10 protein-coding genes and 1 tRNA gene are annotated in these 12,308 nt (G+C 68.3%); 5 read left to right on the top strand and 6 right to left on the bottom strand.

Features of this window, described 5'->3' with window-relative positions; genetic code table 11:
• Nucleotides 1-459, top strand: coding sequence for a DUF3291 domain-containing protein (locus ACFO8M_RS22760; protein WP_387979874.1), 459 nt, complete (start codon nt 1-3; stop codon nt 457-459).
• Between the two features lie 89 nt (nt 460-548).
• On the top strand, nt 549-1,634 hold the full coding sequence (locus tag ACFO8M_RS22755) for an NAD(P)-binding domain-containing protein (protein ID WP_387980791.1): 1,086 nt from the start codon (nt 549-551) through the stop codon (nt 1,632-1,634).
• Here the strand turns inward: ACFO8M_RS22755 and ACFO8M_RS22750 are convergent.
• The 5 genes from ACFO8M_RS22750 to ACFO8M_RS22730 all read right to left on the bottom strand — a co-directional run bounded on the left by ACFO8M_RS22750 (nt 1,567) and on the right by ACFO8M_RS22730 (nt 7,611).
• Nucleotides 1,567-2,481 (bottom strand): endonuclease/exonuclease/phosphatase family protein, encoded by a 915-nt coding sequence (locus ACFO8M_RS22750; RefSeq protein ID WP_387979872.1) that lies wholly within the window; start codon nt 2,479-2,481, stop codon nt 1,567-1,569. The genes ACFO8M_RS22755 and ACFO8M_RS22750 overlap by 68 nt on opposite strands.
• Nucleotides 2,482-2,522: 41 nt before the next feature.
• A complete protein-coding gene (locus ACFO8M_RS22745) occupies nt 2,523-3,446 on the bottom strand; it encodes an endonuclease/exonuclease/phosphatase family protein (protein ID WP_387979870.1) in 924 nt (307 codons plus the stop codon).
• Between the two features lie 550 nt (nt 3,447-3,996).
• Nucleotides 3,997-5,412 carry an FAD-dependent monooxygenase gene (locus tag ACFO8M_RS22740; RefSeq protein WP_387979868.1) on the bottom strand — a complete coding sequence of 472 codons (1,416 nt, stop codon included), beginning with the start codon at nt 5,410-5,412 and terminating at the stop codon, nt 3,997-3,999.
• 221 nt (nt 5,413-5,633) lie between these two features.
• Nucleotides 5,634-6,800 (bottom strand): VLRF1 family aeRF1-type release factor, encoded by a 1,167-nt coding sequence (locus ACFO8M_RS22735; RefSeq protein ID WP_387979866.1) that lies wholly within the window; start codon nt 6,798-6,800, stop codon nt 5,634-5,636.
• Nucleotides 6,801-6,894: 94 nt separating this feature from the next.
• Nucleotides 6,895-7,611, bottom strand: coding sequence for a DsbA family oxidoreductase (locus ACFO8M_RS22730; RefSeq protein WP_387979864.1), 717 nt, complete (start codon nt 7,609-7,611; stop codon nt 6,895-6,897).
• A gap of 156 nt (nt 7,612-7,767) precedes the next feature.
• Between ACFO8M_RS22730 and ACFO8M_RS22725 the strand changes: the two genes are divergently transcribed.
• Nucleotides 7,768-7,842: transfer RNA gene (locus ACFO8M_RS22725), tRNA-Val, on the top strand.
• Between the two features lie 211 nt (nt 7,843-8,053).
• On the opposite strand, the gene ACFO8M_RS22720 is transcribed toward ACFO8M_RS22725, so the two are convergent.
• Nucleotides 8,054-9,145 (bottom strand): epoxide hydrolase family protein, encoded by a 1,092-nt coding sequence (locus ACFO8M_RS22720; protein WP_387979862.1) that lies wholly within the window; start codon nt 9,143-9,145, stop codon nt 8,054-8,056.
• A gap of 535 nt (nt 9,146-9,680) precedes the next feature.
• On the opposite strand from ACFO8M_RS22720, the gene ACFO8M_RS22715 reads away from it, so the two are divergent.
• The gene (locus tag ACFO8M_RS22715; RefSeq protein WP_387979860.1) at nt 9,681-9,980 is read left to right on the top strand and encodes a hypothetical protein; all 300 of its coding nucleotides are present in this window, start codon (nt 9,681-9,683) and stop codon (nt 9,978-9,980) included.
• A 902-nt stretch (nt 9,981-10,882) separates the two neighbouring features.
• Nucleotides 10,883-11,956 (top strand): phosphotransferase enzyme family protein, encoded by a 1,074-nt coding sequence (locus ACFO8M_RS22710; RefSeq protein ID WP_387979858.1) that lies wholly within the window; start codon nt 10,883-10,885, stop codon nt 11,954-11,956.
• Nucleotides 11,957-12,308: the final 352 nt, after the last annotated feature.

The following is a 12,308-nucleotide window of genomic DNA, read 5'->3' as shown; positions in this document are numbered from 1 at the left end:
ATGAGTGCGGGATATGAACTGGCGCAAGTGAACATCGGGCGGATCCTGGCTCCCTTCGACAGCGAAGTGATGCGCGGCTTCACCTCCAAGCTCGAAGAGGTCAACGCCGTCGCCGACACCGCCGAGGGGTTCGTGTGGCGGCTGATCGACGAGAACGGGTCGGACGCGACCGACTTCCGGGTGTTCGACGACGAGTGGCTCGCCGTCAACATGTCCGTGTGGACTTCGCCGGAATCCCTGAACGCCTACGTCTACGGGCCCGAGCACCGCGCGATGCTCCGGCGGCGGCGCGAATGGTTCGCGCACCTCACCGAGGCGTACTCGGCCATGTGGTGGGTCCCGGCCGGGCACCGGCCGACCCTGCCCGAGGCCGAGAAGCGGCTCACGATCCTCCGCGAGAAGGGCCCGACCGCCGAGGCGTTCACGATGAAGGAGTTGTTCCCGAAGCCGGAGGCGTAGGGAACGGGGCGGCACAGCCCGGCGCCGGCTGAGTGAACGGCCTCACCTCGCGGAATCGCCGGTCGCCCTGGGCCGTTCCACTAAAGGTGATTCGCGAGGTCGAGGTCGTCGTCATCGGGGCCGGGCAGGCCGGGCTCTCGGCCGCCTACTTCCTGCGGCGGCACTTCGAGCCCGAGACCGAGTTCGCGGTGCTCGACCACGCTCCGCACGCGGGCGGCGCGTGGCAGTTCCGCTGGCCCACCCTCACCTTCGAAACGGTGAACGGCGTCTACCGCCTGCCCGGGATGAGCGTGCCCGAGCCCGACCCGTCGACGCCCGTCTCCGGCGTGATCGCGGACTACTTCGCCGACTACGAACGCGAATTCGACCTGCGCGTCCAGCGACCCGTCTCCGTGAACGCGGTCCGCCCGCTCCCCGACAAGCGCCTCGAAGTCGACACCGACCGGGGCACCTGGATCACTCGCGCGCTCATCAACGCCACCGGCACCTGGGAGCGACCGTTCTGGCCCCGCTACGCCGGACAGCGCACCTTCGCCGGTCGGCAGCTGCACACCGCGCAGTACCGCGGCCCCTGGGAGTTCGAGGGCCTGCGCGTCGCCGTGGTCGGCGGCGGGATCTCCGGGATCCAGCACCTCCTCGAGATCGACCCGCTCGCCGCGTCCACCCACTGGATCACCCGCCGCGAACCGCAATGGCGCTCAGGCGATTTCAACCCCGACCGAGGCCGCGAGGCCGTCGCGATGGTCGAGGACCGGGTCCGCCGGGGCCTGCGACCGCAGTCGGTCATCAGCGTCACCGGCGTGCCGCTCACGCCCGCGATCCAGGCCGCACGCGACGCCGGGGTCCTCGACCGGCTGCCGATGTTCGACCGGATCACACCCGAGGGGCTGAGCTGGGACGACGGCCGGTTCATCCCTGTCGACGTCCTCTTGTGGGCCACCGGGTTCCGGGCCTCGCTCGACCACCTCGCGCCGCTGAAGCTGCGCGGGCCCGGCGGCGGGATCGTCATGGACGGCACCCGCGTCGCGGCCGACCCGCGCGTGCACCTGGTGGGCTACGGCCCCTCGGCGAGCACCGTGGGCGCGAACCGGGCCGGACGCGCGGCCGTCAAGGAGCTGAGGGAGCTCCTCGGTGAGAAGCGGTCTGCCGCCGCGAACGCCGAGGCACAAGGTTGACCAGCGCCTGGACCGGCCAGTGGTCCGAAGGGGTCAGGCCGCCTTCGGTGTAGGCGTTCACGCCGATCTGGTGGATCTCGACGGTGCAGTCCCGGCTCGGTCTGGCGAGGATCCAGTCCATGCGGGTCGGGCCCTCGACCGGCTCGGGCCGCCAGCGGTTGAACGTGGCCCAGCCGGGCGTGACCCGCTCGGCCGCGGTCTCCCAGGCATCGCTGAGTCCACCGCGCGTGAGCGCCCGGTACGTCGCGGAATCGGGCCCGCAGTTGAAGTCCCCGGCCACGATCACCGGGTCGAGGAACTTCGCGATCGTGCGCAGGAGGAGCTCGGCGCCCTTGCGCCGGGCCTTCTCGGAGCGGTGGTCGAAGTGGTTGTCGACCACGTAGAAGCGCTGGCCGGTCGCGCGGTCCTCGAGGTGGACCCAGGTGAGCATCCGGACGGTGCCGCTCCCCCAGTTGCGCGAGCCGATCACGTTGGGGCGCTTGGAGAGCCAGAGATGGTCGTATTCGAGCGGGGTGAGCCGGGCGGCGTCCCAGAAGATCGCGGTGGCCTCGCTCCGGGAGCCGCCGCCGCGCCCCAGGTGGACCCAGTCGTAGCCGTCGAGGTCCTCGCGCAGTTCGAGGAGCTGGCGGAAGCGGCCTTCCTGGGTGCAGACGATCGTGGGCAGTTCGTTCTCGAGCACGGCCTTCACCAGGGGCCGGCGTTTCCACCACGAGTGCGGGGCGTGACCGGAGGCCGATTTGAGGTTGTAGGTCATGACATGCAGGAGCGGGGGCTCGACGGGCCCCAGCAGCGGGTGGCGCCCGTGCGTCGGCGAGCCCGTTGGGGCGGCGATCAGCGCGTCGTTCACGTTTTCGATCCTATTCGCGCCGCCGCCGCCCCGACGCCCGTTTACGGGAGCTCGATGAGCGCCTGGGCCGGGAAGTGGTCGGAGGGCGTGGCGCCGTCCTTGGAGTAGGTGTTCACCGCGGCCTTGACGATCCGGACGTCCGGAGTGGTCAGGATCCAGTCGATGCGCCGGCCGGTCTCGGTGGGGGTCGGATCCCAGCCGTTCCAGGTGGCGTAGACCGGGGTGACCAGCTCCTCGGCGGCGAGCATGGTGTCGACCAGGCCGCCGTCGGTGAGGATCGTGTAGGTCGGGGTCTCGGGCACCTGGTTGAAGTCCCCGGCGGTGACGACCGGCAGGCCCTGCTCGATGAAGGGGGAGATGACGTCGAGGTTCATCTGCGCGCCCTTCTGGCGCGCGTCCTCGGACTGGTGGTCGAAGTGGTTGTTGACCACGTAGAAGTCCTTGCCCGTGCGCAGGTCCTGGAAGCGGACCCAGGTGAGCATCCGGACGACGTTGTTGCCCCAGCTCTTGGAGCCGATGAGCAGCGGGGTGTCGGAGAGCCACAGGTGGTCGTACTCTAGCACCTTGAGGCGCCGCCGGTCCCAGAAGACCGCGGTGGCCTCGCTCTTGGAGCCGCCGAGGCGGCCGAGGTGAATCCAGTCGTGGTCCTTGAGGTCTTCGAGGACGTCCTGGTTCTGGCCGTAGAGGCCCTCCTGCGTGAACAGGATGGTGGGCCTCTCCCTCATGAGGACGGTCTTGACGAGCGGGCGGCGCTCGTCCCAGGTGCGGGGCGACGGGTCGCCGCCTTCGTAGCGGAGGTTGAAGGAGATGAGGTGGAGCTCATCGCCTCGGGGAGCGCCGATCAGGGATTCGCTGAGGGTCTCCTCCGCGTGGGCGGTGCCGGACAGGGCGCCGGAGGCGACGGCGGTGGCGCCGAACGCGAGGCCGGCGCCGAGGACATTGCGTCTACTGAGGATGTTGGTCATGGAACCTCTATATCTCAGGTGAAACCGGGTGGATGCCAAGTGAACGACAAATGCCGCATTCGGACAACCCACAGTTCGTGAACGCGCAGCGAATTCACCTCGGCCCCAAGGGAAACGCCCTCACCTTCCGGGCCGGGCGTCTCATGATCCTAAAGCGGCAGTGCTCCGGACGCGAGGATCGCGGTCGCCGCGATCAGGCCGGTCCAGTCGAGGGCGCCGACCACGGCAAGCGGATCGGTGACGGGCTTTTCTTGGGGCTCATGGCCTTCTCATGCGACGTCGTAGGTGAGCAGGCCCCACATCGCGGCCAGCGTGCCGCCGGTCCACAGGAGCATCCAGTTCACGGCAGTGCTCGGGTGCATAGGCGCTCTTGAGGAGCTGGTGCCCGACGGGGGTGATGCGGCGTTCGCGGAGCCCGTCGAGCGTGGAGAGGCCGACGGCGATCGTGCTGAGCAGCAGCACGACTCCGAAGGGGCGCCCACAAGAGACGGCGGCGGGCCCGCGCCCGCCGCCGTGTTCCCAGTTTCCCGATGGTCTGCCGCTTGCTGCTTCAGCGCTTTCCGGCGTGGCTTTCGAGGTAGGCGCGGATCGCGGCGGGGTCGTCGGTGCCGGCCCAGCCGATGTAGGCGTCGGGGCGGATGATCTTGGCGGTGCCGTCGGGGGCGGCCGAGGCCGCGTTCGCGACGAACTCACCTTCGTAGGACTCGGTGCTGTCGAGGACCACGAACTTCCCGCCGCGCAGCGCCTCGTAGAGGCGCGAGCCGTCGGCGAGCGCGATGTCGTTGGCGCGGTGGCCGACCAGGGCGTCCTCGCCCTTGTCGTGGCCGTAGTGGATCCCGACGCCGCTGATCATGCCCATGGCCTTGGCCTCGATCGGCTTGATGTGCAGCGCGGTCGCGGCGGCGAGCCCGCCGATGGCGGCCTTGAGTTTGGAGCGCTCGGCCGCGAGGCGGATGATCGCGCCGCTGGAGCGCAGGACCTGCTTGCCGACGGGGTGGCGCTCGCCGTTGTAGGTGTCCAGCAGGGCTTCGTCGGCGCCGCGGAGGACCGCGGCGAGCTTCCAGGCGAGGTTCGCGGCGTCCTGGAGGCCGGTGTTCATGCCCTGGCCGCCCGCCGGGGAGTGGCAGTGGGCGGCGTCGCCGGCGAGGAAGACGTTGCCGTCACGGTAGTTCGGGACCTGGCGCTCGTCGGAGTGGAACCGGGAGATCCAGCGGGCGTCGTGCATGCCGAAGTCGGTACCGAACGCGAGCCGCGCGGCCTCCTTGACCTCCTCGAGTTCGATCGGCTCGTCGTCGGCCTTCTGGTCGGCCGAGTTCCAGGCGAAGATCCGCCAGTACTCGTCGCCGAAGGTGGCGACGAAGCAGAAGGCGCCGTTGATGCCCTGGATGGCCGGGCTCTCGGCCGGTGGCTCGGCGAGCTTGACGTCGGCGAGCATGATCGACTTCAGCACCGACTCGCCCGGGTAGGGCATGCCGATGGCCTGGCGGACAGCGGACTTGACCCCGTCGGCGCCGACGACGTAGCGGGCGGTGTGGTCGCCCCCGGCAGTGTGGAGGGTGACGCGGCCGTCGGCTTGGTCGAGCCCGGTCACCTTGGCGTCGTAGAGGATCGAGGCCCCGGCTTCGAGGGCCCGGCGGCGCAGGACCGTCTCCACGTTGTACTGCGGGGTCATGAGGAGGTAGGGGAAGCGGGTCTCGAGCTCGGCGAGGTGGAGGGTGACGCGGTTGAACAGGCGGATGCCGGGCAGCTGGGCGCCGCCGTAGGCGATCAGCTCCTCGGCGATGCCGCGGGCGTCGAACTCCTCCAAGGTGCGGGCGTGGACACCGAAGGCCCGCGAGAGGTTCGAGAGGTTCTCCCCACGACTTTCGAGGACGAGGACGTCGACCCCGGCCTCGGCGAGGTCGCCCGCGAGCAGGAGGCCGGTGGGTCCGGCTCCGACGACGATGACTTCGGTTTGCTTCGACATGGCGTGCTCCTTGGGGGTGGATCGAGACGATTAATTCATCACCTGATGAATTAAAGGTAGAGCAGCGTGCGCCCGAAGGGAACCCCTACGGGCGCATTGTGATCCAGAAGATAAGAAGGGCCGGAAACGGCTTCAGGGCCGCGGGAGGTGAGAAGCCCGCGGCCCTGAATCGTACTGCCGAAGAAAGGTTAGCATAACCTAACTTGCGACCTCAAGGGCGTTCACCAGCGCAGGAACGCGCCGACCCCGCCCGCTTCCTCATCGAGAAGGACGCCTTCGCTGAGGAACGACACCTTCGCGTCCGAAGCCACCGCCATCTCGATCATCGCCTCGCCCATCTGGGCATCGGCGATGGCCGCGGACAGCTCCGGCTCCCCCGGCGCGATGGAGTCGGCCAGGACCGTCCCCTCCGGGATCCGCCGGCCGCTCCACGTCGAGTCGCGCTCGATGACGAGCCGGTCGACCCGGGCGTCCTGCAGAGCGTCGATCACGGCCTCCGAACCCGCGACGGTCTTGCGCGGGGACTCGGCGAAGTCGGCGGTGAGGCGCTTGTCGCGGTCCGCCCGCGCCGCCGCGATCTCCGCGGCCAGGGCCTGCTGGATCTGGGCGGGCGTGGACTGGCTGAGGACCAGCTGCGAGGCCACGACCTCGGCTTTGAACCCGTTGCGCAGCGACTTGGAGGCCGCTTCGACGAGTTCGGGTTCGCCGGTGACGACGAGCAGCTCCCAGCCGAAGGTCGCCACGTGCTCCTCCAGGCTGGAGTGGGCGGCGGCGAGGAACTTCTGGAGGTGCTCGGCGATGCGGTAGTCGAACAGGTCGTGCTGGTTGTTCGACGTGGCGCTGTCGCGTCCGCCCCAGGCGCTGTGGGAGGCGCCGGGGCCCTTCATGACCCGCCATTCGGCGGTGTCGAGCGCGAAGTGGAGCCCTGAGACCTCCTCGCACTTGCCGAAGCGGCTGTCGAGGATGCGCATGCCCTTGCCGTCGACGACGGCGATGCCGATCGGGGCGCCCTCGGCCCAGGCGCCGAACATCGGGGCGATGTGGGAGCGGGGGGCGAGCGCGACCCGGTCGGTCAAGGGCGTCTGCATCTCGACGTTGTACCTCTGGCCGCTGGCGAGGCCGACGAACAGCGCGCGGCCGATCCCGGGTGCGCCGGGGCGGACGAGCTGCTCGATGTCGAGCTTCATCTCCTCGATCCGGCGTCCGAGCGCGGAGCGCGTGCCGTTGTCGACGGATTCGAGCAGTTGCTTCAGGCCCTGGTCGAGCCGGGTCTTCCAGGGCGGTTGGCTGCCTTCCTGGCGGGGGTCTGCGTTGACGTAGAGCGAGAGCACGCCGGTGTCGTCGCGCAGTTTCACCAGTCTGAGTTGCGTCTCGCGGTCCATCGGCATGGCGATCGCCTCCTCGTTCGAGCGGGATTCGCCTCAGGATATTCCCAGAGGTGCCCGTTCGTGAAGGTTTCGCAAGTTACGCCCGAAGCGGCTGCTAGATCGGGCAGCCGTCGGGGCCGCACGCCTCCGCGTCTTCCGCCCCGGCGATGGTGGTGACCGCCGGTCGTTTTTCGCCCCAAGCCTTCTCGAGGATCTCGGCGAACAGCTCGGTGGGCTGCGCGCCGGAGACGCCGTACTTCTCGTCGATGACGAAGAAGGGCACCCCGGTGGCCCCGAGCGCGGCGGCCTCGGCCTCGTCGGCGCGCACGGCCTCGCGGTAGGCCTCGGTGTCGTCGAGAACGGCCACGACCTCGTCCTTCTCGAGCCCGGCGGCGACCGACACGTCGATCACGCGCTGGCGCTCGAAGATGGAGGCCTCGTCGGCGAAGTTGGCGGCGTAGAACGCCTTCCAGACCTCGGACTCGAGGCCCTTCTCGGAGGCGAGGTGCAGCAGGCGGTGCAGGTCGAAGGTGTTGCCGTGGTCGCGGCCCTCGGCCTGGTAATCGAGGCCTTCGGCGGCGGCGAGGTCGCGCAGCCGGTACTCGCCGGCCTGGGCCTGCGCCGGGCTCATCCCGTACTTCTTGACGAGCATCGACACGACGGGGGCGGTGTCCCCCGGCTCGCGGTGCGGGTCGAGCTCGTACGAGCGGTGCCGGACCTCGACCTCTACCTTGCCGTCGAGCTCCTCCACGGCCTTGTCGAACCGGGCTTTCCCGACGTAGCACCACGGGCAGGCGATATCGGACCAGATGTCCACACGAAGCTTTTCCACGAAGGCTCCAACACTTGAAGCTTCCATTGAATTCCAGGCTGTGCCCCACACCTCCCCCGCGCCCACGATGCGGACTGGTCCCACCACCCGGCACTCGCGCCCAAGTCCCCGTTCAGGTACCCTTTCTCAGGCTCGGCGCGCCTCAGCGCGCCCTCCGGGTGCTTAGCTCAGCGGTAGAGCACCTCCCTTACAAGGAGGTGGTCACAGGTTCGATCCCTGTAGCACCCACCATGCCGCGCTTAGTGCAACTCTTGGCACGGCTAACACCGGATACGCGGACTGCTTTGCGGCCCGCGTTCTTGCGTTCAGACTCGGCCCGTTCGAGGTGCTCGATCAAGGGTTTCATGGCCTCGCGGTATTCCTGCACGCGAACCCACGACCAGACGCGGCGGGGCGAATCATGTCGTCTGGCGACATGATCCGCCCCTGCGGCTTTGACGTTCTAGTCGAGGTTCCCGAAGAACTCGGCGATGTCTGCGGCCAGCTTGTCGGGCGCGACGTGGTGCATGTAGTGGCTCCTGTCCTCGTATACGTTCCAGGAGCGGACGTCGGCGTGGTCGCGCTCGGCGAAACTGCGGATGCCGTGGAAGTCGCCCGCCGAGCCGGCGAGCGCGAGCGGCGCGGTCGTCTGACCGGTCGGGTCCTCGGCCTTGTCGTTCTCGAAGTAGATCCGCATCGAGGAGCCGGCAGTACCGGTGAACCAGTAGATCGCGACGTTGGTCAGGACGAAGTCGTCGTCGCCTTCGTCCATGAGCTGCGCGTTCCAGCCGAGCAGGCCGACCGGCGAGTCCGCCAAAGCGTGCGCCAGCGTCTGCGGCTGCTGGGCCTGCAGCAGATTGAACGCGAATTTGTTCTGCATGAACCAGTCGAGGGTCTCGAGGGTGCGCTGGTCGTCCTCGGTGAGCGTTTCGAACTCGGCGGGGTCGCCGCTCGGGAAGGAGAACACCTGCGTGACGTGCACGCCCGCGACGTGCTCGGGGTCGACCCGCCCGACCTCGGGCGAGATCATCGACCCGGCGTCGTTCCCGGCCGCGCCGTAGCGGGTGTAACCGAGGCGGGCCATCAGCTCGGCCCAAGCGCGGGCGATGCGAGCGTTGTCCCAGCCGGTCTCGGTGGTCGGGCCCGAGAAGCCGAAGCCGGGGATCGAGGGGATCACAAGATGGAAGCCGGCGGCAGTGAGCGGCTCGATGACATCGAGGAACTCGACCACCGAGCCGGGCCAGCCGTGGGTGAGGATGAGGGGGAAGGCGTCCTCGCGCTCGGAGCGGACGTGGAGGAAGTGGATGTTCTGGCCGTCGATCTCGGTCGTGAACTGCGGGTGGGCGTTCAGGCGGGCCTCCCAGGCGCGCCAGTCGTACCCGTTGCGCCAGTACTCGACGAGCTGCTTGACGCGGTCGGCGCTGACGCCGTAAGTCGTCTCGGACCCGGCGATCTGGTCGGTGAACCGGGCCCGGGCGAGGCGCTCGTTCAGATCCTTGAGGTCGGCTTCGGGGACGTCGACGGTGAATCGCTTGATGCTGTGCTCGTTGCTCATGACCCTTACAATTCCGTGCGCGGCGCCGCCCTCGCGGGCCAATTCTCAAACTCCTCGGCCGCCGATCAGCGACGACGGGCAAGTCGGGCTCGACGGGACCCTCATTCTCACCCCCGCGCCGCGTTGCGTTGCAACGTATCTCGAACCGTGCCATACCTCCCTGCATAGTGGACTCTCAGGGAGATGGCAGGCCACGCTGGCACCACCTGAGCAGAAGAGCACGCACGATGCGGAACGCCGAGATTCCCGATTGACATCACCCTCGGCCTGGCGATGAGTGCGGGCGGCCTGTTCGCCCCGGCGTCCGGGTTGATCGCCGAGCGGCACGGTCCGGAAGGGGTGTTCACGGTGCTCTGCGCCGTGCCGCTGGCCGCGGTGGTGCTGAGCGCGTTCCCGAAAGCGCCCGGGCAGCGAACATGAGGAAATCGCTGAAACGCTGACAGTAGCGACCATGCGTTGTGTGATGAGACTGCCGCAGGGCGCAGTGACCACACGGGGGTGGTCCGCCGCGGCGACATCTCTGGAGGTACGTCTCATGCGATTCTGTTTGAAGGTGCGGATCCCGGTCGAGGCCGGGAACGACGCAATCATGAACGGGAAGGTCCAGCCGGCGTTCAAGGAGCTGTTCGACCGACTGCAGCCCGAGGCCGTCTACTTCATCACGCTGGACGGGGCGCGTGGGATGGAGGTGTTCTTCGACATGAAGGAGCCGTCGCAGATCCCGACGATCGTCGAGCCGCTGTTCCAGCAGCTCAACGCCAAGATCGAACTCCTCCCCGCCATGAACTTGGACGATCTCATGGCCGGACTGAAGCAGGCCGAGGAAAGCCGGTAACACGAAGCGGGGCGGCGCAAGGCACTCCGCCCGCCTAGGGGCCTCAGCGCGGCGGGCCGTCGACTCCCGCACGACGAGGCACGTCGCGCGCTGCACGTGGCGCGAGTCCGGGACCTTGCCCGCCGCCAGGTCCAGCACGGTGCGGGCCGCGAACCTTGCCAGCCTGGCGTAGCGACTGCTTGGCGCTCCTCAGCCTGCCGCGAGCCGGTCGACACTGCGGCGGCTGATCCCGTACTCGGCCGCCAGCACCTTCCGGCAGGATCAGGAGACGCTGGTAGCCCTCGGGGGCCAGGCGGTCGCGGATGGCGCGTGGCCGGGCGTCGCGCGAGGCTGCCGCCAGGTCCGAGACTCTCGGTTCGGGCTGACGCCGTTCCGGGGCCGCGGCGGTCGAAATGACGTCCCGGACGCGCACCAATAGGGCCGTGACCTGAGGTGATGAGTTGCAGTAAGCGGTGCCAGGGTCCACAATGGATCGATGATCTGAATATCTTTCATATCCATTGTGTTGCAATGTATCTCACTTGCAGATGGGTAATGTCGGTCAGTCTCGTCTGGCCTGCAATCGAACCGTGTCGCACCCCCTCTCCGCTCTTTGCCGGTCAAGCGTCGGGTCCAAAACCGTCACGAAGCCCGCAGAACCCCCGGCCACGGAACAACCAGGCTGAACCCGTCTCGCTTGGCGGCGCTGCGGCAAGGAGGCTGGTGATCGGGTGCTTGATCCGGCTGGATCGAGTTGGTAGGCTCCGGCTGACGGCGTCGACCGGACGCCGAGTCGTGGAACGTCCGCCCCAGCCGGGGTTCCATCGGCGAAGGGGAAGTCGCCCTCACGGTCGTTGAACGTCACAGGCCATCTCTGCATACCGCGCCGCTGGGGGACGAGGGTGTCACGAGGAGGCTTGCCCATGACGAAGGACGGCAGTTTCAAGAAGATCGTTCGCCACCACGCGAAGGACACCGGTCAGCGTTACACCGAAGCCCTGACTGATCTGGAGGGTCTGGGCGGGCGAATGCATCACGAGCCCGCAGGTGAACGCCTGCTCGCCCATCTGAGGGATCGCTACGACATCGACTCGGTCGCGGCGACCAAGCTCAGCGTGCACAAGACCTACGTCTTCCGCATCGACCGCACGGACGGCGACCCGTGGATCGCACGGGCCTTTCCCCCCGCCCGCCCGCGGGCAGGCGTCGAGGGCGACGCCGCGATCCTGCGGTTCCTGGAGCGACAGGGCTACCCCGCCGAGCGCCTGGCGGTCGATGACGCGGTCTCTGACTTCGACGGCAGCACGGTCCTCATCACGCGGTTCGTTGAAGGCGGCCGGCTCCCCGACAGCCCGGAGAAGTTCGCCATGATGGGTGACCTGCTCGGACGGCTGCACACGCTGCCCCACGACGAGTCCTGGAGCCGACCGGGGGGCGCTAGCGGCGAGGACCCCCGCCGTGAAGGCACCCCGCGCCAGGACCTGCTCGCCGCCCTGGCGTTCCTCGACGCCGTGGACACCAAAGTGCCGGCCGCCGAGCGCGGGCGATTCGAGCGGCTCAGGAACCAGGTGCGCTCAGCCGACGACGGTGGGGGCCTTCCCGAGGGGCTGCTGCACGGCAATCTCCTGCACGCCCCCGATCACGCCATCCTGAGCGAGCAGGGGCCGGTCGCGATCAACTGGAAGGCATCGGGGCGCGGACCACGCCTCGCCGACTTCGCCTACCTGATCTGGGGCACCGGGTCATGGAACCCGCGACGGCCCGACCAGGAGCGCATCGACGCTGCCGTGGGCGCCTACCGCCAGTACGTCGAGCCGACCGACGACGAACTCGACCGGCTCGAAGCGATCATGTACCTCCGGACGCTCTACCTCGCCTGCTTCGGCTACCGACGCGCAGTCATCACCAACTCCCGGTTCGACGAATGGTGGCTCATCCGACCACAGGACTACTTCAACTCCACCGCCCAAGCAACCCGAGCCGCATTCCGTCGATAGGCCACCGATATGCGGGACCGAGACATTGCGGAACTGAGAGCACCATCGCATCTCGTGATCAAGCGGTGAGGCCGTCACGAAGCCTGACACAGAACCGCTACCTCACCTTCAACATCAAGCTTCCCTGGAACCCAACATGCGATGTCCTCCGCTCAAACCGCCAGGAGCCGGTAGATGCTGCGGCGGCTGATCCCGTACTCAGTCGCCAGCGCCTTCTTGCAGACTCCGGCACGCGCCGCGACTAGGAGTTGCTGGTAGTCCTCAGGGTCCAAGCGTTCGCGAATGGCCCGAGGTTGACCGTTGCGGGAGGCAGCCGCCAGCTCGGAGACTTGTGGCGCCGACTGGTGCCGTT

It is taken from the genome of Glycomyces rhizosphaerae (assembly GCF_042647865.1).
Classification (GTDB): Bacteria; Actinomycetota; Actinomycetes; order Mycobacteriales; family Micromonosporaceae; genus Glycomyces; species Glycomyces rhizosphaerae.
This window is presented reverse-complemented; position numbering and strand designations above follow the sequence as displayed.

Excerpts from the sequence above, each read along its gene's own strand:
- ACFO8M_RS22760 (WP_387979874.1), top strand. The coding sequence starts at position 1 with ATGAGTGCGGGATATGAACTGGCGCAAGTGAACATCGGGCGGATCCTG.
- ACFO8M_RS22745 (WP_387979870.1), bottom strand. The coding sequence starts at position 3,446 with ATGACCAACATCCTCAGTAGACGCAATGTCCTCGGCGCCGGCCTCGCG.
- ACFO8M_RS22740 (WP_387979868.1), bottom strand. The coding sequence starts at position 5,412 with ATGTCGAAGCAAACCGAAGTCATCGTCGTCGGAGCCGGACCCACCGGC.
- ACFO8M_RS22735 (WP_387979866.1), bottom strand. The coding sequence starts at position 6,800 with ATGCCGATGGACCGCGAGACGCAACTCAGACTGGTGAAACTGCGCGAC.
- ACFO8M_RS22720 (WP_387979862.1), bottom strand. The coding sequence starts at position 9,145 with ATGAGCAACGAGCACAGCATCAAGCGATTCACCGTCGACGTCCCCGAA.
- ACFO8M_RS22715 (WP_387979860.1), top strand. The coding sequence starts at position 9,681 with ATGCGATTCTGTTTGAAGGTGCGGATCCCGGTCGAGGCCGGGAACGAC.
- ACFO8M_RS22710 (WP_387979858.1), top strand. The coding sequence starts at position 10,883 with ATGACGAAGGACGGCAGTTTCAAGAAGATCGTTCGCCACCACGCGAAG.